The sequence below is a fragment of the Pectobacterium zantedeschiae genome, assembly GCF_004137795.1.
GTDB classification, from domain to species: domain Bacteria; phylum Pseudomonadota; class Gammaproteobacteria; order Enterobacterales; family Enterobacteriaceae; genus Pectobacterium; species Pectobacterium zantedeschiae.
On sequence record NZ_NWTM01000001.1, the window covers coordinates 1,258,181 to 1,278,660 of the forward strand.

The 20,480-nt window shown below is 48.1% G+C and carries 18 protein-coding genes and 1 pseudogene; 16 read left to right on the forward strand and 3 right to left on the reverse strand.

Annotated elements, in window-relative coordinates; genetic code table 11:
* Nucleotides 1-295 precede the first annotated feature (295 nt).
* Nucleotides 296-1,156: a fructosamine kinase family protein gene (locus CLR69_RS05675; RefSeq protein WP_129704764.1), complete on the forward strand. Its 861-nt coding sequence runs from the start codon at nt 296-298 to the stop codon at nt 1,154-1,156.
* A 108-nt stretch (nt 1,157-1,264) separates the two neighbouring features.
* Here the strand turns inward: CLR69_RS05675 and CLR69_RS05680 are convergent, their stop codons facing one another.
* A complete protein-coding gene (locus tag CLR69_RS05680) occupies nt 1,265-1,813 on the reverse strand; it encodes a YniB family protein (RefSeq protein ID WP_129711304.1) in 549 nt (182 codons plus the stop codon).
* Nucleotides 1,814-2,041: 228 nt separating this feature from the next.
* Here CLR69_RS05680 and hxpB point away from each other — a divergent pair, with 228 nt between their 5' ends.
* Complete coding sequence (gene hxpB, locus CLR69_RS05685; protein ID WP_129711305.1) at nt 2,042-2,707, forward strand: hexitol phosphatase HxpB; 666 nt, start codon at nt 2,042-2,044, stop codon at nt 2,705-2,707.
* An 88-nt stretch (nt 2,708-2,795) separates the two neighbouring features.
* Here the strand turns inward: hxpB and CLR69_RS05690 are convergent, their stop codons facing one another.
* Nucleotides 2,796-3,128 (reverse strand): cupin domain-containing protein, encoded by a 333-nt coding sequence (locus CLR69_RS05690; protein ID WP_048260592.1) that lies wholly within the window; start codon nt 3,126-3,128, stop codon nt 2,796-2,798.
* Nucleotides 3,129-3,494: 366 nt separating this feature from the next.
* Between CLR69_RS05690 and kduI the strand changes: the two genes are divergently transcribed.
* The 11 genes and pseudogenes from kduI (at nt 3,495) to CLR69_RS05745 (ending at nt 16,022) form a co-directional block, all read left to right on the forward strand.
* Nucleotides 3,495-4,331, forward strand: a complete 837-nt coding sequence (gene kduI / locus CLR69_RS05695; protein ID WP_129711306.1) for a 5-dehydro-4-deoxy-D-glucuronate isomerase — start codon at nt 3,495-3,497, stop codon at nt 4,329-4,331.
* Nucleotides 4,332-4,412: 81 nt separating this feature from the next.
* Nucleotides 4,413-5,174, forward strand: coding sequence for a 2-dehydro-3-deoxy-D-gluconate 5-dehydrogenase KduD (kduD, locus tag CLR69_RS05700; protein WP_048260318.1), 762 nt, complete (start codon nt 4,413-4,415; stop codon nt 5,172-5,174).
* Nucleotides 5,175-5,447: 273 nt separating this feature from the next.
* Nucleotides 5,448-7,079 carry a pectate disaccharide-lyase PelW gene (gene pelW / locus CLR69_RS05705; RefSeq protein WP_129711307.1) on the forward strand — a complete coding sequence of 544 codons (1,632 nt, stop codon included), beginning with the start codon at nt 5,448-5,450 and terminating at the stop codon, nt 7,077-7,079.
* Between the two features lie 46 nt (nt 7,080-7,125).
* Nucleotides 7,126-8,016 (forward strand): carbohydrate ABC transporter permease, encoded by an 891-nt coding sequence (locus tag CLR69_RS05710; RefSeq protein WP_005968854.1) that lies wholly within the window; start codon nt 7,126-7,128, stop codon nt 8,014-8,016.
* Entirely contained in the window at nt 8,009-8,914 is a 906-nt protein-coding gene (locus CLR69_RS05715; protein ID WP_005968856.1) for a carbohydrate ABC transporter permease, read from the forward strand. The genes CLR69_RS05710 and CLR69_RS05715 overlap by 8 nt, the downstream gene beginning before the upstream one ends.
* A 13-nt stretch (nt 8,915-8,927) precedes the next feature.
* Nucleotides 8,928-10,055 carry an ABC transporter ATP-binding protein gene (locus CLR69_RS05720; RefSeq protein WP_129704753.1) on the forward strand — a complete coding sequence of 376 codons (1,128 nt, stop codon included), beginning with the start codon at nt 8,928-8,930 and terminating at the stop codon, nt 10,053-10,055.
* Between the two features lie 15 nt (nt 10,056-10,070).
* Nucleotides 10,071-11,360, forward strand: a complete 1,290-nt coding sequence (locus CLR69_RS05725; RefSeq protein ID WP_129704751.1) for an ABC transporter substrate-binding protein — start codon at nt 10,071-10,073, stop codon at nt 11,358-11,360.
* 248 nt (nt 11,361-11,608) lie between these two features.
* Nucleotides 11,609-12,337, forward strand: a complete 729-nt coding sequence (locus CLR69_RS05730; protein WP_129711308.1) for an oligogalacturonate-specific porin KdgM family protein — start codon at nt 11,609-11,611, stop codon at nt 12,335-12,337.
* 340 nt (nt 12,338-12,677) lie between these two features.
* The gene (paeX, locus tag CLR69_RS05735; protein ID WP_129704747.1) at nt 12,678-13,640 is read left to right on the forward strand and encodes a pectin acetylesterase PaeX; all 963 of its coding nucleotides are present in this window, start codon (nt 12,678-12,680) and stop codon (nt 13,638-13,640) included.
* Nucleotides 13,641-13,749: 109 nt separating this feature from the next.
* Nucleotides 13,750-14,256, forward strand: a pseudogene (locus CLR69_RS05740) (metal-dependent hydrolase); the annotation flags it as partial.
* Between the two features lie 371 nt (nt 14,257-14,627).
* Nucleotides 14,628-16,022, forward strand: coding sequence for an L-cystine transporter (locus tag CLR69_RS05745; RefSeq protein ID WP_129711309.1), 1,395 nt, complete (start codon nt 14,628-14,630; stop codon nt 16,020-16,022).
* 170 nt (nt 16,023-16,192) lie between these two features.
* Here CLR69_RS05745 and osmE read toward each other — a convergent pair whose 3' ends face one another.
* On the reverse strand, nt 16,193-16,525 hold the full coding sequence (gene osmE, locus CLR69_RS05750) for an osmotically-inducible lipoprotein OsmE (RefSeq protein ID WP_129704741.1): 333 nt from the start codon (nt 16,523-16,525) through the stop codon (nt 16,193-16,195).
* 225 nt (nt 16,526-16,750) lie between these two features.
* Between osmE and nadE the strand changes: the two genes are divergently transcribed.
* The 3 genes from nadE (at nt 16,751) to CLR69_RS05765 (ending at nt 20,453) form a co-directional block, all read left to right on the forward strand.
* Nucleotides 16,751-17,575 (forward strand): ammonia-dependent NAD(+) synthetase, encoded by an 825-nt coding sequence (nadE, locus tag CLR69_RS05755; RefSeq protein WP_129711310.1) that lies wholly within the window; start codon nt 16,751-16,753, stop codon nt 17,573-17,575.
* 144 nt (nt 17,576-17,719) lie between these two features.
* Complete coding sequence (gene yddG / locus CLR69_RS05760) at nt 17,720-18,607, forward strand: aromatic amino acid DMT transporter YddG (protein ID WP_129711523.1); 888 nt, start codon at nt 17,720-17,722, stop codon at nt 18,605-18,607.
* A gap of 127 nt (nt 18,608-18,734) precedes the next feature.
* Nucleotides 18,735-20,453 (forward strand): ABC transporter ATP-binding protein, encoded by a 1,719-nt coding sequence (locus CLR69_RS05765; RefSeq protein WP_129711311.1) that lies wholly within the window; start codon nt 18,735-18,737, stop codon nt 20,451-20,453.
* Nucleotides 20,454-20,480 lie beyond the last annotated feature (27 nt).

Genomic DNA, 20,480 nt, shown 5'->3' on the forward strand with positions numbered 1-20,480 from the left:
AACTCCGTTCGTTTTAATTGCGGCTATACTTGTTTCTCGCTATCTCAACCTATCGGTTATCACTGTGCTGTATACCTGTAATACTTCAAGCTGCATGTGCGTTGGCTGCGTTCCGTTCACTCACCCGAATCACTTACATAGGTAAGCTCATCGGGGTTCCTTCGCTTGCCGCCTTCCTGCAACTCGAATTATTTGAGGTATAGATTCCATTTTTATTATGCTCAATGGGTTACCGTAAACGAATCACCCCAGTGAACAGCATCGTATCGGGCAATATCAACGGGAGGATGACCTTATGTGGCAAGCTATCAGCCGACTTTTGGAAGAGCATCACGGTACTGCGGATATTCAGGAACACCGCGAACTGTCCGGCGGTGAAATACACCCAGCCTGGTACGTCCGCTACGGCGAGCATGACGTCTTCGTAAAATGCGATAGTCGTGAAATGCTGGCTAAATTCACTGCTGAAGCCGATCAGCTTCACTTACTGAGCCGCAGTAATACGGTTCGCGTACCTAAGGTTTATGGTGTCGGTAGTTCACGCGATTACAGCTTCCTGCTTCTGCAATATCTCCCCGTTAAACCGTTGGATGCCCACAGTGCATGGTGTCTGGGCGAGCAATTAGCACGTCTGCACCAGTGGAGCGATCAGCCACAATTTGGGCTGGATTTCGATAACGACCTCTCGACAACGCCGCAGCCAAATAGCTGGCAGCGACGCTGGGCGACCTTTTTTGCCGAACAGCGAATCGGCTGGCAATTACAGCTAGCAGCAGAAAAAGGAATGCATTTTGGCCACATTGAAACGCTCATCGCCCGCGTCGATGAGCGTCTCGCCGGGCATCAGCCGCAGCCATCACTCTTGCACGGTGACCTGTGGCCAGATAATTGTGCGAATAATCAGGATGGGAGTTATCTGTTCGATCCGGCCTGCTATTGGGGGGATAGAGAGTGTGATTTGGCTATGCTGCCGCGCTATCCGTCCCTACCCGCGCAGATTTATGATGGCTACCAAAGCGTATGGCCGCTGGATAAAGGCTTTATCGATCGCCAACCCATTTATCAGATTTACTATCTGCTTAACCGCGCTAATCTTTTCGGCGGCAAACATATTGTTGAGGCGCAACAACTCATCGAGCGGCAGCTTTTGATGTAAGGAGAGACGTTTTCTCTCAATAAGGAAGTTTACTCTAAGGGAAGACGTTTAACCTGCGGTAAGAAAGGTGTTTCTGCGTCTGGCGCAGAGGTTGCGCCAGACGATCACTCAGACTGGTAACCCCAATAGGCGTAATACCATGTAGCCAGCACCTGCGATAATCACAGGCAGGATGTAAAGCGGAAAAAATTGCACAAAAATCGTGTGTCCAGGAACAACAACTCGTGACTCCAGTGTCTCACGGGTGTTCCCTGCGTCACCTTTCATCTTTTCCAAAATCAGTTGATCTTCAATACCTTCCCGAATGGATTTCGCCTGACGAGACATCCGAGCCCCCGAAACCTGCAACGCCAGACCAATAAAAATCAGGATGTAGATCAGCCAAAACATCAGCGTCGCCGCACTGAAAAAATGCGTAAAATTCGGTACTGGCGAGTTGTACCAAAAAATGTTCAGGAAAGACGTATTAAAGCGCACCATATCGACCATCAGATGCAAAAAATCCAGAAGAACGGCATCAATGCCCTGCTTTTTCTGAGTATAGGCGTAGAGATAGTTAGCCAGCGAGACGAAAGTTGAAAGCAGCGCAGGAATAAAAAGAATCCATCCAGCAATGCGTTTAACTACGGCAATACGGCCAGCCTGTTGATACGTCATGAGAACCCCTTCTTAGCGACGCAACATTGGTAATGTATCGTTTTAGTACGACGGGTAGCCTACTGTAAGTTTACGCGCAGTCAACACTTTATCACCCACACTGCCTGATAAGCCATAATAGCAACGTTATACCGTCATACTTCACCTACGGGTGTTGGCTGCAACTCGACTTATTTAGGGTATAGTTTACATTAAATTTTCTTTTTCTTTGCTGACGGAGCCAGTGGTATGTCCTTTGATTCTTCTATACGCGCGGCGATTTTCGATATGGATGGCCTGCTGATTGACTCAGAACCGTTGTGGGATAAGGCCGAGCTGGAGGTTATCGCCTCACTGGGCGTTGACATTTCGCTACGACACGCAATGAAAGATACCCTGGGTTTACGCATCGATATGGTTGTCGATCTCTGGTATCAACATTCTCCTTGGGCTACTCCAGAACGTGATGAGGTTGTCCACCGTATTATCGACCGTGCCATCGAACTCGTTGCCGAACAGCGCCCTCTTCTGCCTGGCGTCGAGCATGCACTGCAACTGTGTCGTGAACAGAATCTCAAGATTGGGCTAGCCTCCGCCTCACCGCTCCATATGCAGCAGCAAGTGCTGCGTATGTTTAATCTGGAACACTATTTTGATGTACTGATGTCAGCCGAAACGCTGCCGTACAGTAAACCTCATCCCGAAGTGTACTTGAATGCAGCAAACGGACTTGGTGTTTCTCCTGCACAGTGCGTTACGCTGGAAGATTCGGTGAATGGCATGATCGCAACCAAGGCAGCACGCATGCGATCCATCGTTATTCCACAGGCTGAGTTTCGCACTGATGCACGCTGGGCGTTGGCCGACTATAAGTTGGACTCACTAACTCAACTCGCTGCAGAGCATTTGGTGTAAGAATGAAGAAGCAGAAGAATACAAAAACAGACGTCGCGTGATATGACGAAAGCGTGGCCGCTATAGTAATCGGCCACGCTTTGAGGAATTACAGGAAGTCAGCGCGCTTAGGCGAGAAAGCATCGATCAGTACGCTACCGTCTTCCAGCGAAACCACACCATGCATCTCGTGTTTCACCGCCAGATAAGCATCGCCCGTTTTCAGGATACGTTTCTCACCTTCAATTACGACTTCAAAGCTGCCAGCAGCAACATAAGCAATCTGATCGTGAATCTCATGGAAGTGTGGCGTACCAATCGCACCTTTATCAAAGTGCACGTAAACCATCATCAGCTCATCGCTCCAGGTCATGATTTTACGTTTAATTCCACCGCCCAGCTCTTCCCATGGCGTTTCATCATCAATAAAGTATCTTCTCATCATCATCTCTCCTATAACGCTCTTATTGCCCATACCTTCTATTGCGTCAACAAACCGTGCACGACAACGAGTGTATGACTATGGATTGCGACATTTTAGCCACATCAGTACCAGAAGAAACATAAAATAAGCAAAACCATGACGGCCCTCAAGAAATAAATAAAACATTATTTCATTTTTATTGAATTCACATCCCATCCAAACTATCATCCCGCATAACAAGAAAGAACCGGGCAAGTTGAGGAATAGGTGACATTGTCACTGCCACGCAACATCACCTGTTTCGCCCGGCGCTTTCACCAGGAATGATTCCTGTTTTAGGAATAGCTCCTGATTTTTGTTTTTCTCTGAAAGAGAGGCTAAGAAATGCAAGTTCGTCAAAGCATTCACAGTGATCACGCGAAGCAGCTGGATACCGCAGGCTTGCGTCGTGAATTCCTGATCGAGCAGATTTTTTCTGCCGATGCCTACACTATGACCTATAGCCACATTGACCGAATCATCGTCGGTGGCATTATGCCTGTACACAACGCCGTAACGATTGGCGGTGAAGTGGGTAAACAACTTGGCGTCAGCTATTTCCTAGAGCGTCGCGAACTCGGAGCCATCAACATTGGGGGCGCGGGTATTGTGACTATCGATGGTGAACGCTATGACGTGGGTAATGAAGAAGCAATCTATGTTGGTATGGGCGTGAAAGACGTACAGTTTACCAGCGCCGATACAGCTAACCCAGCCAAGTTCTACTATAACAGCGCACCTGCACATACAACGTACCCTACCCGCAAGATTACCCAAGCTGACGCTTCGCCACAAACAGTGGGAGAAGATGCCAGTTGTAATCGTCGCACAATTAATAAATACATTGTTCCTGATGTATTGCCGACCTGCCAGCTCACGATGGGATTAACCAAGCTGGCTGAAGGCAGCCTGTGGAACACCATGCCATGTCATACGCATGAGCGCCGGATGGAAGTCTATTTCTATTTTGATATGGATGAGGAAACGGCCGTTTTCCACATGATGGGTCAACCGCAGGAAACCCGTCACATAGTTATAAAAAATGAGCAGGCGGTGATTTCACCGAGCTGGTCGATTCATTCCGGTGTTGGCACCAGACGCTACACCTTTATCTGGGGCATGGTTGGCGAGAATCAGGTTTTCGGTGACATGGATCACGTCAAGGTTAGCGAGTTACGTTAATCGCTTTCAACCGGAATTACCGGTGTTCCCTACAGTAACAGCTAACGACTAAGTATTGTCGCTTACAGAGAGATTACAGCTATGATTTTAAATTCTTTTGATTTGCAAGGTAAAGTTGCTCTTATCACAGGTTGTGATACGGGTTTGGGTCAGGGTATGGCTATCGGTCTGGCGCAAGCCGGCTGTGATATCGTCGGCGTCAACATCGTTGAACCGAAAGACACCATCGAAAAAGTCACTGCACTGGGACGCCGTTTCCTCAGCCTGACCGCTGACATGAGCAACGTCTCTGGTCATGCAGAGCTGGTAGAGAAAGCCGTTGCTGAATTTGGCCACGTTGACATTCTGGTCAACAACGCCGGTATCATCCGTCGTGAAGATGCTATCGATTTCAGCGAGAAAAACTGGGATGACGTTATGAACCTGAACATTAAGAGCGTTTTCTTTATGTCTCAGACCGTTGCGCGCCAGTTCATCAAGCAAGGTAAAGGCGGCAAGATCATCAACATCGCTTCTATGCTGTCCTTCCAAGGCGGTATCCGCGTACCTTCTTATACCGCATCGAAAAGCGCCGTTATGGGCGTAACCCGTCTGCTGGCTAACGAGTGGGCAAAACACGGTATCAACGTGAACGCGATTGCTCCAGGATACATGGCAACCAACAATACCCAGCAACTGCGCGCCGACGAAGACCGCAGCAAAGAGATTCTTGATCGTATCCCGGCTGGTCGTTGGGGTTTACCACAGGATCTGATGGGTCCATCCGTCTTCCTGGCATCCAGCGCATCTGACTACATCAATGGCTACACAATTGCCGTTGATGGTGGCTGGTTGGCTCGCTAAGCGCAATTTTTCTTAGCAGAATTTCGCTAACCCACGATAAAAAGCACAATTTCGGTTGTGCTTTTTATTTATTTTTCAACTTGTTATTTAGTTTTTTATAATTCTCTTTCCTGCCCAAATCCTTTCTTAAAAAAAATCAAAACAACGTTCCGACTTTGATCACACTTTCGATATTGCGTGCATGACGACAAGGTTAATAGCGCAATATAATCAATCAAAACAGTGTTTCTATTTATAAGGAACTGTTCACGCGGTTCCATAAGAAGGTACTCCATGAGTATTTTTGAAAACTTATACACCAGCAGGAAATCGCAGCTCGACGAATGGGTTGCAGCACTTGATAGCCACATAGCCTGCGTTCAGGAAAAAGGCCGCAGCCAAAGCAAACCGACGCCATTACTGGCAGATGGCTTTGATGTGGAAAATTATACGCCTGCGGTGTGGCAATTCCCCGATGGGCACAGTGCACCTATTTCTAATTTTGCCAGCCAGCAGAATTGGTTAAGAACGCTGTGCGCCATGAGCGTCGTTACAGGTAATGAGAGTTACCAACAGCACGCCATCACACAAAGCGAATATTTCCTGGATCATTTCGTTGATGATAATAGCGGCCTATTCTACTGGGGTGGCCACCGTTTTATTAATCTGGATACGCTGACAGGCGAAGGGCCTGAATCCAAAGCTCAGGTGCATGAATTAAAACATCATCTCCCCTATTACGCGCTGTTGCATCGTGTTAATGCGGAAAAGACGCTGAACTTCTTTCAGGGATTCTGGAACGCACACGTTGAAGACTGGGATTCACTGGACCTGGGGCGTCATGGCGATTACAGCAAAAAACGCGATCCGAATGTTTTCTTACATAACCGTCATGATGTCGTTAATCCGGCGCAGTGGCCAGTTCTGCCATTAACAAAAGGCCTGACGTTTGTTAATGCTGGTACGGATCTGATTTACGCAGCCTTCAAATATGCAGAATACACGGGTGATAGCCATGCGGCAGCCTGGGGTAAGCACCTTTATCGCCAATACGTTCTGGCGCGCAACCCAGAAACCGGTATGCCTGTATATCAGTTCAGTTCACCACAGCAGCGCCAACCTGTGCCGGAAGATGATAACCAGACACAATCCTGGTTTGGCGATCGCGCTCAACGCCAGTTTGGCCCGGAGTTCGGTGAAATCGCGCGTGAAGCCAATGTGCTGTTCCGCGATATGCGCCCTCTACTGATTGATAACCCATTGGCGATGCTGGATATCCTGCGCACACAGCCGGATGCAGAAATGCTGAATTGGGTAATCTCTGGATTAAAAAATTATTATCAATACGCCTACGATGTCACTAGCAATACGTTGCGCCCAATGTGGAACAACGGCCAGGACATGACAGGCTACCGTTTTAAACGTGATGGCTATTACGGCAAAGCAGGTACGGAATTAAAACCGTTCGTATTAGAAGGTGATTATTTATTACCACTGGTTCGTGCTTATCGTCTGAGCGGCGATGAAGACCTGTATGCACTGGTTAATACCATGCTGACACGGTTGAATAAAGAAGACATTCAGCACATCGCTAGTCCGGTACTTTTGTTGACCGTTATCGAATTGGCCGATCACAAACAATCAGAATCCTGGGCACATTACGCCGCACAGCTTGCTGGCGTTCTGTTTGAACAACATTTCCATCGTGGCCTGTTTGTTCGCTCAGCACAGCATCGTTATGTTCGTCTGGATGATACCTATCCACTGGCTTTACTGACTTTCGTTGCCGCCTGTCGCAACAAATTAAACGATATCCCGCCGTATCTGACACAAGGTGGATATGTTCACGGTGATTTTCACGTTAACGGGGAAAATAGAATTGTTTATGACGTGGAATTAATTTATCCAGAGTTATTAACAGCTTAATTTTATATTTTTTTAATGATTCACAATTAATCAATAGGTAAGCATTATGAATGAAAACAGAATGCTGGGGTTAGCCTATATCTCCCCCTATATTATAGGGCTGATAGTTTTTACCGCTTTCCCCTTTGTTTCGTCATTTATACTCAGTTTTACTGAGTATGATTTGATAAATCCGCCTGAATTTACGGGACTAGAAAACTATCACCGCATGTTCCTGGAGGATGACCTTTTTTGGAAATCAATGGGCGTCACCTTTGCCTATGTATTTCTGACCATTCCATTGAAATTAATCTTCGCGCTGTTAATTGCGTTTGTACTTAATTTCAAATTACGTGGTATCGGTTTCTTCCGTACTGCTTATTATGTGCCTTCTATTCTGGGCAGCAGTGTGGCGATTGCCGTTCTGTGGCGTGCACTGTTCGCTATCGATGGTTTGTTAAACAGCTTCCTTGGCGTGTTTGGCTTTGACGCCATCAACTGGCTGGGCGAACCGTCACTGGCACTGATGTCGGTAACCCTGCTGCGCGTATGGCAGTTCGGTTCCGCGATGGTTATCTTCTTGGCTGCATTGCAGAACGTTCCGCAATCACAGTATGAAGCGGCAATGATCGACGGTGCCTCCAAATGGCAAATGTTCCTGAAGGTAACGGTACCGCTGATTACACCGGTTATTTTCTTTAACTTCATCATGCAGACCACTCAGGCATTCCAGGAGTTTACGGCACCTTACGTCATTACTGGCGGCGGTCCAACGCACTACACCTACCTCTTCTCGCTCTATATCTATGATACGGCGTTCAAGTATTTCGATATGGGCTATGGTGCTGCGTTGGCATGGGTTCTGTTCCTGGTTGTTGCAGTATTTGCGTCTATCTCCTTTAAGTCGTCGAAATACTGGGTGTTCTACTCCGCTGATAAAGGAGGAAAAAATGGCTGACATGCATTCAAACCTGACTACAGCGCAAGAAATTGCTGCTGCAGAAGTACGCCGCACGCTGCGTAAAGAAAAACTCAGTGCCGTTATCCGTTACGTGATACTGCTGTTCGTTGGTTTACTGATGCTTTACCCACTGGCATGGATGTTCTCAGCCTCGTTCAAACCGAACCATGAGATCTTCACGACACTGGGCCTGTGGCCAGAACACGCCACATGGGACGGTTTCGTTAACGGTTGGAAAACCGGTACGGAATACAATTTCGGTCACTACATGATTAACACTTTCCAGTACGTGATTCCGAAAGTGGCTCTGACCGTTATTTCCTCGGTGATTGTGGCTTATGGCTTCGCTCGCTTTGACATTCCGTGGAAAGGCTTCTGGTTCGCGACGCTGATCACCACCATGCTATTGCCAAGCACCGTACTGTTGATTCCGCAGTACCTCATGTTCCGCGAAATGGGCATGTTGAACAGCTATCTGCCACTGTACTTACCGCTGGCGTTTGCAACACAAGGATTCTTTGTGTTCATGCTGATCCAGTTCCTGCGTGGTGTACCGCGTGATATGGAAGAAGCAGCTCAGATCGATGGCTGTAACTCCTTCCAGGTTCTGTGGTATGTGGTCGTACCGATTTTGAAACCAGCCATCATCTCTGTTGCGCTGTTCCAGTTCATGTGGTCAATGAACGACTTCATCGGTCCGCTGATTTATGTCTATAGCGTGGATAAATATCCGATTGCGCTGGCGCTGAAAATGTCTATCGACGTTACTGAAGGCGCTCCGTGGAATGAAATCCTGGCCATGTCCAGCATCTCCATTCTGCCATCCATTATTGTTTTCTTCCTGGCACAGCGTTACTTCGTACAAGGCGTGACCAGCAGCGGAATTAAAGGTTAATAGAGGATTTATCATGGCTGAAGTTATTTTCAATAAACTGGAAAAAGTATACTCCAACGGTTTCAAAGCCGTTCACGGCATCGACCTGACGATTAAAGACGGTGAATTCATGGTTATCGTCGGTCCGTCTGGTTGTGCGAAATCAACCACGCTGCGTATGCTGGCGGGTCTGGAAACCATCAGCGGCGGTGAAGTACGTATCGGTGAGCGCGTTGTTAACAATCTGGCGCCGAAAGATCGCGGGATTGCCATGGTGTTCCAGAACTACGCCCTCTACCCTCACATGACGGTAAAAGAGAACCTGGCGTTTGGTCTGAAACTGAGCAAACTGCCTAAAGAGCAAATTGAAGCGCAGGTAGCAGAAGCGGCCAAAATTCTGGAACTGGAAGAACTGATGGATCGTCTGCCGCGCCAGCTGTCTGGTGGTCAGGCACAGCGTGTAGCCGTAGGCCGCGCCATCGTTAAAAAACCAGATGTGTTCCTGTTTGACGAACCGTTGTCAAACCTGGATGCCAAACTGCGTGCTTCCATGCGTATCCGTATTTCCGACCTGCATAAGCAGCTGAAGAAAAGCGGTAAAGCGGCGACAAGCGTATATGTTACCCACGATCAGACTGAAGCAATGACCATGGGTGACCGTATCTGCGTGATGAAACTCGGTCACATCATGCAGGTCGATACGCCGGATAACCTGTACCACTTCCCTGTCAACATGTTCGTTGCTGGCTTCATTGGCTCACCAGAAATGAACATTAAGCCGTGCAAACTGGTTGAGAAAGACGGTCAGATTGGCGTTGTTGTGGGTAATAACGCGCTGGTGTTAAATGCTGAAAAACAAGACAAAGTGCGCAGCTATATCGGACAAGACGTATTCTTCGGTGTTCGCCCAGACTATGTTTCCGTGTCAGATACGCCATTTGAAGGCAGCCACTCACAGGGTGAGCTGGTTCGCGTAGAAAACATGGGTCACGAATTCTTTATGTACATTAAAGTCGATGGCTTTGAATTAACCAGCCGCATTCCTTATGACGAAGGTCGGCTGATTATCGAGAAGGGACTGCATCGTCCGGTATATTTCCAGTTCGACATGGACAAATGCCATATTTTTGATGCAAAAACAGAAAAAAATATCTCTCTTTAACAGGAGTAGTAACCGATGAAAAAAGCGATCCTACACACGTTAATAGCTTCATCTCTGGCGTTAGTGGCAATGCCTTCTTTAGCCGCTGACAATGTGGAATTGAGAATGTCCTGGTGGGGCGGCAACAGCCGTCACCAGCAGACGCTCAAAGCCATTGAAGAATTCCATAAGCAGCATCCAAACATCACCGTGAAAGCGGAATACACCGGATGGGATGGTCACCTGTCTCGTCTGACTACTCAGATTGCCGGTAACACTGAGCCAGATGTGATGCAGACCAACTGGAACTGGCTGCCTATTTTCTCCAAAAACGGTGACGGTTTTTACGATCTGAACAAAGTTAAAGATTCTCTGGATCTGACTCAGTTCGAATCAAAAGAACTGCAAAACACCACCGTCAACGGCAAACTGAACGGTATTCCGATTTCTGTGACCGCTCGCGTGTTCTACTTCAACACCGAAAGTTGGGCAAAAGCGGGTCTGGAATATCCGAAAACGTGGGACGAGTTGCTGAACGCCGGTAAAGTGTTCAAAGAAAAACTGGGCGACCAATACTACCCTATCGTGTTGGAACACCAGGATTCTCTGGCACTGCTGAACTCTTATATGGTTCAGAAGTACAACATTCCAGCTATTGATGTAAAAAGTCAGAAATTCGCCTATACCGATGCGCAATGGGTTGAATTCTTTGGCATGTATAAGAAACTGATCGACAGCCATGTCATGCCTGATGCGAAATACTATGCTTCTTTCGGTAAGAGCAACATGTATGAAATGAAACCATGGATCAATGGCGAGTGGTCAGGTACTTACATGTGGAACTCCACCATTACTAAGTACTCTGACAACCTGCAACCACCAGCAAAACTGGCGTTAGGTAACTACCCAATGCTGCCAGGTGCGAAAGATGCCGGCTTGTTCTTCAAACCTGCACAGATGCTGTCCATTGGTAAATCCACCAAGTACCCTAAAGAGTCTGCTCAGTTGATCAACTTCCTGCTGAACAGCAAAGAAGGTGCACAGGCTCTGGGTCTGGAACGTGGCGTGCCGTTGAGTAAAGCTGCTGTAGCTCAGTTGACTGCTGATGGCGTTATCAAAGATGATGCACCAGCCGTTGCCGGGTTGAAACTGGCTCTGGCTCTGCCACATGACGTTGCCGTTTCTCCTTATTTCGACGATCCACAAATCGTTTCTCTGTTTGGTGATACCATCCAGTCTATCGATTACGGTCAGAAGTCTGTTGAAGACGCAGCGAAATACTTCCAACGCCAATCAGAACGTATTCTGAAACGTGCAATGAAATAATGTAGTACTCGATTTACCTTGTAATTCATCCCTGCCGCACTGCCGGCAGGGATTTTTCATTTAAATTAAAACATCCGTTATATTCAATTCGATCTCCCTCACAATTTGAAACCCTATTTTACTTTTTGTTACCCAAGACGATCTCGATCACAGAACGTAACTTAATAATAAATAGAATAGAACTTGTCCCAAAAAACATAATGCGTGTTCTTTATTAAGCGACTTCCTAACCAATAGGGAATATAACAATGAAATTTAAATTACTAGCTCTGGCTGTTACCTCATTAATCAGTGTAAATGCAATGGCTGTAACTATCGACTACCGTCATGAAATGCAAGATACTGTCAAAAACGACCATAAAGATCGTCTTTCAATGTCTCATCGTTTCGCTAATGGTTTTGGGTTATCTGCTGAAGCTAAATGGAAACAATCCGGTTCAGATACCACACCAAATAAACCCTTTAATGAAACCGTCAGCAACGGTACTGAAGTAGTAGCAAGCTATGTTTACAACTTCAATAAAACCTTTTCTCTGGAGCCAGGATTCTCTTTAGATTCAAGCTCTGACTCCAACAACTACCGTCCTTACCTACGTGGTAAAGTAAATATTACTGACGATCTGTCAACCTCTCTTCGCTATCGTCCTTACTATTTAAGAAAAAGCGGGAATACGAATAAAACAGGTGCCAGCAACTATACTCAAGAAACGGGTTATAACCTCACCGCCGTTGTTAGCTATAAATTCCTGAAAGATTACCAAATTGATTACGAACTGGACTACAAAAAAACCAACAAAGCAGGTTCCGTTGGCTGGCAAGCAGATAAAGAAAATTGGAAAATCGAACACGATGTCAAACTGGCTTATAAGTTAGATAAAAACTGGAAGCCTTATATGGCAGTTGGTAACGTTGTCGGTGATAAAAGCACCGATGAGCGTCAAACCCGTTACCGTGTTGGTGTGCAATACAGCTTCTAATAATGACTTTATTATTTAAATAAGCGTTATTAGTTGGCAAAAGGGATGTTATTGTTAATTGATTTACTCAGTTTCATTTTTACCATTAACATCCCTTAGTTATGATATCCGTCGTAGATTAAGCAGGTTAGTTACGTTTCTTTGTTGTACATGATTTAGTTATATACGTTTTAGCTGTTGTAATTGCTGTGTCTGATTTACCCTCTTCGTGTATGAATGTTATTTCTTTATTAAAATTTGCGGTTCAGGGTGGTCATTTTTTCTCCGATGTGATGGCTACCCTATTTTTTATCATCGCCCAACGATTTCCCCCCTCATTCCCTTTGTCAGGTGATCTATCATGATTGTTCGTTCTCTGCTTGTCGGGGCCATTATGATGTCTGTAAATGGATTAAGTTACGCCCAACCTGTTTTTCCTGTCTGGCCACACGGTGAAGCTCCCGGAGCCTCTTCTTCAACAGCACAGCCACAAGTGGTCGAACGGAGTAAAGACCCTTCTCTTCCCGATCGAGCTGCGACGGGTATTCGCAGCCCAGAAATTACCGTTTATCAGGCAGAGAAACCCAATGGTATGGCATTACTCATTACGCCAGGCGGTTCTTATCAGCGCGTCGTGCTGGATAAAGAAGGCAGCGACCTAGCTCCTTTCTTTAATCAGCAAGGCTACACGCTTTTCGTGATGACCTATCGCATGCCTGGTGAAGGCCATAAAGAAGGCGCTGACGCCCCATTAGCCGATGCCCAACGTGCAATCAGAACCCTGAGAGCCAACGCAGAGAAATGGCACATTAACCCGCAGCGCATCGGCATTATGGGGTTCTCTGCCGGTGGTCATGTTGCCGCCAGCCTTGGAACCCGCTTCGCACAATCCGTTTACCCCGCGATGGATGCCGTTGATAGCGTAAGCGCACGCCCTGACTTCATGGTGCTGATGTACCCCGTTATTTCAATGCGAGCAGATTTTGGACATACCGGTTCGCGCAAACAACTCATCGGCGAGCATCCAACACAAGAACAGATCCTGCGTTATTCCATGGAGAACCAGGTTACCGCACAGACGCCACCTACGTTTTTAGTACATGCCGTGGACGATCCATCGGTTTCAGTGGAAAACAGTCTGGCGATGTTCAATGCACTGAGAGAGCATCATATACCGGTCGAAATGCATCTCTTTGAGAAGGGCAAACACGGGTTCGGTATACGCGGCACCAAAGGGCTTCCCGCAGCAGCCTGGCCTCAACTGTTGGACAACTGGCTCCGCGCGTTGCCAGCAAGCAGCGAATCGCCGAAAGCCGCGCCATAAAAGGCATAGCGGATACCGTTCCGAAATAAATCGTTACGCCGTCACCGCTTCCGCAGACAGGGATAATCTCTTATACTGTATAAAATAACAGTTTTATTTGAGAAGCTTCATGACTGCGGAAGGACACCTGCTGTTTTCTGTTGCCTGCGCAATTCTGGCTAAAAAGGTTGAGCTATCGCCAGCGCTGGCTGCCGGAGACTGGTGGCACATCATTCCCGGTGCTCTCCTTACCGCGCTGTTGCCCGATATCGATCACCCCAAGTCTGTTCTCGGACAACGCCTGAAATGGGTTTCCGCGCCAATTGCTCGCCTCTTTGGGCACCGAGGATTTACCCACAGCCTCCTCGCTATTGCAGCGGGGATTTTCTTTATTCAGACACGTCTGCCACCAGATTGGCCGATTCCGACAGATGCCTATCATGCTATGATCGTCGGTTATCTAAGCCACATACTCGCTGATATGTTGACTCCCTCGGGCGTCCCCCTGCTCTGGCCCTGCCGCTGGCGTTTCCGTTTGCCAATTTTAAACAGCCAAAAAGGTAATCAATTAGAACGCTTCCTGTGCATTGCCTGTATCGGCTTTTCACTGTATCAACCGCAAAAGAACTTGGATTGCTGCACCTATGAACAGTCATTTCGCTTCTTGCAATCAGCACAAACATACCTCTTCCAATACGTGAAATAAGCGCGTTACCTGGCGTAATACCCTAAATAATTCGAGTTGCAGGAAGGCGGCAAGAGAAGGAATCCCGATGAGCTTACTCAGGTAAGTGATTCGGGTGAGTGAACGTAGCCAACGCACATGCGGCTTGAAGTATGACGGGTATAGACATATCTCTGTAACATGATGGCAAAAGAACTGTTATCCTGTGCGTCTTTGTTATTTTTTATCGCGAAAGATCGGGCTGTCGCTTACGGCACTGTGCGTTATTGCATATCCGTGGATAGTGTGGCGCAAAGCGATTCACTGATAGGGAGCAAAGCCGGATGAATTTTCCGCTACTCATAAATATTCTGCTATTTGTCGTCTTACTACTCGGATTAGGTTATGCCAGCCGCAACCCATCCTGGAGTCTGGCAAAGAAAGTGTTACTGGGTTTGGTCGTAGGCGTGTTATTTGGTCTGGCGCTGCATCTGATTTATGGCGGTGACAACCCCGTTGTTAAGCAGTCCATCTCATGGTTTAACATCGTAGGTAATGGCTATGTGCAGCTGTTACAAATGATCGTGATGCCATTGGTCTTTATCTCCATTCTCAATTCCGTTGCCAAACTGCATAATGCCTCGTCATTAGGGAAAATCAGCGTCTTGACGCTGTCCACCCTGCTGATCACCACGTTGATTTCTGCATTAGTCGGCGTTTTTGTCACCAATCTGTTTGGCCTGACGGCAACCGGACTGGTGCAAGGTGCGCAAGAAACCGCGAGATTAACAGCGATTGAAAGCAACTATGCAGGTAAAGTTGCTGACCTTAACGTCCCTCAGCTTATCCTGTCATTCATCCCTAAAAATCCGTTTGCTGAGCTGACCGGTGCTAACCCAACTTCTATCATCAGCATCGTCGTCTTCGCCGCCTTCCTTGGTGTTGCTGCACTGCAACTGCTGAAAGATGACGCGGTGAAAGGTGAACGTGTATTAACCGCGATTGACACGCTGCAATCCTGGGTGATGAAACTTGTTCGTCTGGTGATGAAACTAACCCCTTACGGCGTCATGGCGCTAATGACCAAAATGGTTGCTAGCTCTAACCTGCAAGACATCCTCAAACTAGGCAGCTTCGTTGTCGCGTCCTATCTGGGACTGGCAATTATGTTCGGCGTCCATGCGCTAATCCTGTCTTTCACGGGTATAAATCCGGCGCGTTTTTATCGCAAAGTCTGGCCAGTGCTGACGTTCGCGTTTACCAGCCGCTCCAGTGCCGCAACCATCCCTCTCAGCATTGAAGCGCAAACGCGCCGCATTGGCGTACCGCAATCGATCGCCAGCTTTGCCGCATCTTTCGGGACCACCATTGGTCAGAACGGCTGTGCGGGGCTCTATCCAGCGATGCTGGCCGTGATGGTCGCACCAACGGTGGGAATCAACCCATTGGATCCCGTCTGGATCGCGACGCTGGTAGGTATCGTTACCATCAGTTCTGCCGGTGTAGCCGGTGTGGGCGGTGGAGCCACCTTTGCAGCATTAATCGTCCTGCCTGCAATGGGGCTGCCGGTAACCCTCGTCGCATTGCTGATCTCCATTGAACCACTTATCGATATGGGTCGTACTGCGCTTAACGTTAGCGGATCGATGACGGCGGGGACGGTCACCAGCCAGTTGATGAAGCAGACGGACAAAACGGTTTTCAACGCGCAGGATGATGCTGAGTTGACACACCGCTAAGCCACGTTTGCCATGCAAAAGAAAACGCCGACGGCTGAAGCTGTCGGCGTTTTTTTATGACGGACATCCTTGCCCGTCACCCTTCGGGCCGTTGCTGCACAACGTTGAAAAACGTTCCCTACGTTTTTTTATGACTCTTTTCTGATAAAAATATCGAGATATCAGGTGACTTAGCGCTGCGGGTTAGTATCGTAAGCCTGACAGCTCTGGAAACCTTTATTAAGAACATGGCCCGTGTCGTTATAACTCACGAAATAGTTCTGCGCAGTGCCATCGCGGTTTTTCAGCAGATAATCACTACAGGTGCCCTTGGCATTCACCAAACGTTTCTCGGTGCCGCCCGTTCCTGCAATCTGGTGAACCTGCTGCTTCGTCATTCCCACTTTCACATCTTTCACCACAGGCTCATTGACATAGCTTTCTGCCTTGTTATAAGCCGTACATCCCGCAAGCATGACAGCACCCGCTGCCGCAATACACACTAATAATCTATTATTCTTCATCTCATCACCTCATTATTATGGGTCACACTAAGGCTAGTCGGCGGCGACCACTTTTTCAAATCATAACGTGAAGATGTAACATATTGGCAGATAGTCTAAAACGAGCTATCTATAGGGAAAACAACTACCTGACAGCTTGCTCTTTTTCTTCACGTCGATTCGTTTTACACTCAGGCAATCGTAATAATTCTTTTGCAGTATCAATAAGTTCAGGAGGGAGATGGCATGTCATTACAAAACGACATTATCACTGCGTTGGGCGTGAAAAGTAGCATCGAACCAGCACAGGAAATCCGTGTTAGCGTTGATTTTTTAAAGAATTATCTGAATGCTCACCCATTCGTTACGTCGTTAGTTTTGGGCATCAGCGGCGGTCAGGATTCTACGTTGACAGGTAAACTGTGCCAGACGGCTATCACAGAATTACGCAATGAAACAGGAAACTCTCGCTATCAATTCATCGCTGTTCGACTGCCTTACGGCGTGCAGGCTGATGAAGCTGACTGCCAGGATGCCATCGCCTTTATCCAACCTGACCGCGTATTAACCGTAAACATTAAGCCCGCGATCGAGGCCAGCGAAGCCACCTTACGGGCTATTGGCGTGGAGCTTTCCGATTTTGTAAAAGGCAATGAGAAAGCCAGAGAACGAATGAAAGCACAGTACAGCATCGCGGGCATGAATGCTGGCCTCGTCGTTGGTACCGACCATGCGGCAGAAGCGGTAACGGGATTTTTCACCAAGTACGGCGACGGTGGTACCGATATCAACCCGATTTTCCGACTGAACAAGCGCCAGGGTAAAGCGCTGCTGCGCGAACTTGGTTGCCCTTCTCATCTTTATACGAAAGCCCCAACCGCCGATCTGGAAGAAGATCGCCCTTCTCTCCCTGATGAAGTCGCGCTGGGCGTTACCTATGAGAAGATAGACGACTATCTGGAAGGCAAGCAAATCGATGCTAATGATGCGACCACTATCGAAAATTGGTATCGCAAAACCGAGCACAAACGTCGCCCACCTATCACCGTTTTTGATGACTTCTGGAAGTAAACTATCGCGATGAACATCACCGGACGCATACAACAGCGTCCGGCTTGCTATTGATTCCTTCTGAACACTCTCATCGATTCCCTCAATAATTCGAGTGGCAGGAAGCACAACGCACAGGCAGCGCGAAGTATGACGGGTATAAACATGACGCCACAGCGCGCCACGCTCACGGGTCTACTGGCTATCATTCTATGGAGCACATCGGTTGGGCTTATTCGCAGCCTGACCGAAGTGCTCGGCCCGATTGGTGGTGCAGCGATGATTTACTCCACCAGCACGCTGTGTCTACTGGCCTTTTATGGTTTCCCACGGATTAAAACGTTACCCAGAATCTATTTGTTCGCGGGCGGCGCACTATTTGTCTGCTATGAAATATTTCTGTCTCTGTCCATCGGATTAGCCGATAGCCGCATGCAGGCGATGGAAATCGGTATGATTAACTATTTGTGGCCCAGTTTGACCATACTCTTTTCTCTTTTTATCAATCAGCAGAAAAGTCGTTTTCTGCTCTGGCCCGGCCTCGCACTCGCTCTGGGCGGCATTGTATGGATTATGAAAGGAGAAAGTGACTGGACGCCAGAGCTACTGTGGAACAACATTCTTGCTAACCCGCTGGCCTACAGCCTGGCATTTTCTGCGGCACTGACCTGGGCACTATACTGCAATATCACCAAGCGTTATGGACAGGGAAAAAGTGGCGTATCGCTGTTCTTTTTTATCGCTTCACTTGTGCTATGGATTCAGTACGCTTTCAGTGCCGAAGATGCCCTTTCATTAACGTTACCGAGTTCGCTGGAACTGCTCTTTATGGGGGCCTCAACCGCGCTAGCCTATTCCGCATGGAATGCGGGTATTCAGCAGGGCAATTTGACGCTGTTGGCAACCGCCTCTTATTTTACGCCCGTGCTTTCCACTCTACTGGCTGCGATCTGGCTCAACATCACGCCTGCCATTTCGTTCTGGCAAGGCGTCGCAATGGTCACGACAGGTTCTCTGCTCTGCTGGTATGCAACACGCTCGCCCACGAGCTGACCCGTTTTCGAAAAACTGTTTTTGGCCGGAGTTCCCGGCCAATAAAAACCTTAATTTGCTCGCGGTCACATTCTTCTCGCTAACCTGTTATAGTCACTTCACATTTCGTTACCTAAAAAAGTCAGACATGTTAAGGCGTTTCTTTTCGTACTATTCCCCTTACAAAGGGTTATTCGTCCTCGATTTTGGCTGTGCCATTATCGCTGGACTGCTTGAACTAGGGTTTCCGATGGCGATTAAAGCGTTCATCGACAAACTATTGCCCGCTCAGGACTGGTCTTTGATCCTGTTGGCGTCGGTAGCGCTATTGGCGGTGTATCTGCTGAATACTGCGCTGATGGCTATCGTCAACTATTGGGGGCATGCGCTGGGCGTGGGGATTGAAACCGACATGCGTCGACAGGCATTTGAGCACCTGCAAAATTTGCCGTTCCGTTACTACGACAATATGAAGACCGGGCATATCATCACCCATGTTACCAAAGACCTGGAAGAAGTCGGTGAAATCGCCCATCATGGCCCGGAAGACCTCTTTCTCGCCATCATGACGTTTATTGGCGCGTTCATTCTGATGGCGACAGTTCACCTGAACCTGGCGCTGCTGACGATTATTATCGTGCCTTTCATGGGATATCTCGTCAGCCGTTATGGCGCACGCATGACGGAGACTTGGCGTCAGCTATTCGGTCAGGTGGGCAACTTCAACGCCCGGATCGAAGAAAGCGTGGGCGGTATCCGTGTCGTCAAAGCTTTTGCCAATGAAACTCATGAGAAGAATTTATTTTCTCACGATAACGAGAACTACCGCCGTACCAAATTGCAGGCCTATCGCATCATGACCGCCAGCATGACGCTCAGTTACCTCAGCACGCGCTTGATTCAACTTATCGTGATGCTAGCGGGAATCTGGTATGTCATTCAGGGCGAGCTCTCCTACGGCGGTTTTATCGGCTTTCTGCTACTGATCGAAGTTTTCTTCCGTCCAGTTGCCAAAATTACCTCGGTACTGGAGAGCTATCCCAAGGGCATTGCGGGATTCAAACGCTTTACTCAATTGATTGATACCGTTCCCGAGATTGCCGATGCCCCCGATGCGCGCGATGCTGGTCCGCTAAAAGGCGACATCCAGTTTAATCAGGTGAGCTTTGGCTATTCTGCCGATCGCCCGATCTTGCGTAATATCGACCTGTCGATTCGCGCAGGGGAAACCGTGGCATTTGTTGGCCCGTCCGGCGCAGGAAAAACCACGCTTTGTTCCCTGCTGCCCCGCTTCTACGATTTAACCCATGGTACCATCACCATTGACGGCATGGATATCCGCCAAATGACGCAGGCATCGTTGCGCAACCAAATCGGCATCGTACAACAGGATGTCTTCCTGTTTGGCGGTACTATTCGAGAAAACATCGCTTACGGCAAACTTGGCGCCAGCGACGGCGAAATCATGGAAGCCGCACGACGAGCCCGATTAGATGAGTTGATCGAGAATCTGCCTGAAGGGCTGGATACTGTGGTCGGAGAGCGCGGCGTTAAGCTGTCAGGTGGACAAAAACAGCGTTTGTCTATTGCACGAATTTTCCTGAAAAACCCACCTATCCTGATTCTGGATGAGGCGACGTCCGCACTGGATACCGCAACGGAACAGGCAATACAGCAGTCGCTCAGCGAGCTTTCCACTGGTCGCACTACGTTGGTCATCGCCCACAGATTAGCAACCATACAGAACGCAGGGCGCATTGTGGTGGTGGATAACGGCAGCATTATTGAGCAAGGCAGCCATCAGACGCTGCTGGAACAAAGTGGCATTTATGCCAGATTACATCAGGCGCAGTTCGGTCAGGCCTGATTGCCTTCTTTCTTCGGCGAGGATTCT

What these genes read in the sequence shown, in the direction of transcription:
- pelW (WP_129711307.1), top strand. Translation starts at nt 5,448, where the DNA reads ATGAGTATTTTTGAAAACTTATACACCAGCAGGAAATCGCAGCTCGAC.
- CLR69_RS05725 (WP_129704751.1), top strand. Translation starts at nt 10,071, where the DNA reads ATGAAAAAAGCGATCCTACACACGTTAATAGCTTCATCTCTGGCGTTA.
- CLR69_RS05710 (WP_005968854.1), top strand. Translation starts at nt 7,126, where the DNA reads ATGAATGAAAACAGAATGCTGGGGTTAGCCTATATCTCCCCCTATATT.
- hxpB (WP_129711305.1), top strand. Translation starts at nt 2,042, where the DNA reads ATGTCCTTTGATTCTTCTATACGCGCGGCGATTTTCGATATGGATGGC.
- kduI (WP_129711306.1), top strand. Translation starts at nt 3,495, where the DNA reads ATGCAAGTTCGTCAAAGCATTCACAGTGATCACGCGAAGCAGCTGGAT.
- osmE (WP_129704741.1), bottom strand. Translation starts at nt 16,525, where the DNA reads ATGAAGAATAATAGATTATTAGTGTGTATTGCGGCAGCGGGTGCTGTC.
- CLR69_RS05675 (WP_129704764.1), top strand. Translation starts at nt 296, where the DNA reads ATGTGGCAAGCTATCAGCCGACTTTTGGAAGAGCATCACGGTACTGCG.
- kduD (WP_048260318.1), top strand. Translation starts at nt 4,413, where the DNA reads ATGATTTTAAATTCTTTTGATTTGCAAGGTAAAGTTGCTCTTATCACA.
- yddG (WP_129711523.1), top strand. Translation starts at nt 17,720, where the DNA reads ATGACGCCACAGCGCGCCACGCTCACGGGTCTACTGGCTATCATTCTA.
- CLR69_RS05745 (WP_129711309.1), top strand. Translation starts at nt 14,628, where the DNA reads ATGAATTTTCCGCTACTCATAAATATTCTGCTATTTGTCGTCTTACTA.
- CLR69_RS05690 (WP_048260592.1), bottom strand. Translation starts at nt 3,128, where the DNA reads ATGAGAAGATACTTTATTGATGATGAAACGCCATGGGAAGAGCTGGGC.
- CLR69_RS05715 (WP_005968856.1), top strand. Translation starts at nt 8,009, where the DNA reads ATGGCTGACATGCATTCAAACCTGACTACAGCGCAAGAAATTGCTGCT.
- nadE (WP_129711310.1), top strand. Translation starts at nt 16,751, where the DNA reads ATGTCATTACAAAACGACATTATCACTGCGTTGGGCGTGAAAAGTAGC.
- CLR69_RS05765 (WP_129711311.1), top strand. Translation starts at nt 18,735, where the DNA reads ATGTTAAGGCGTTTCTTTTCGTACTATTCCCCTTACAAAGGGTTATTC.
- paeX (WP_129704747.1), top strand. Translation starts at nt 12,678, where the DNA reads ATGATTGTTCGTTCTCTGCTTGTCGGGGCCATTATGATGTCTGTAAAT.
- CLR69_RS05720 (WP_129704753.1), top strand. Translation starts at nt 8,928, where the DNA reads ATGGCTGAAGTTATTTTCAATAAACTGGAAAAAGTATACTCCAACGGT.
- CLR69_RS05680 (WP_129711304.1), bottom strand. Translation starts at nt 1,813, where the DNA reads ATGACGTATCAACAGGCTGGCCGTATTGCCGTAGTTAAACGCATTGCT.
- CLR69_RS05730 (WP_129711308.1), top strand. Translation starts at nt 11,609, where the DNA reads ATGAAATTTAAATTACTAGCTCTGGCTGTTACCTCATTAATCAGTGTA.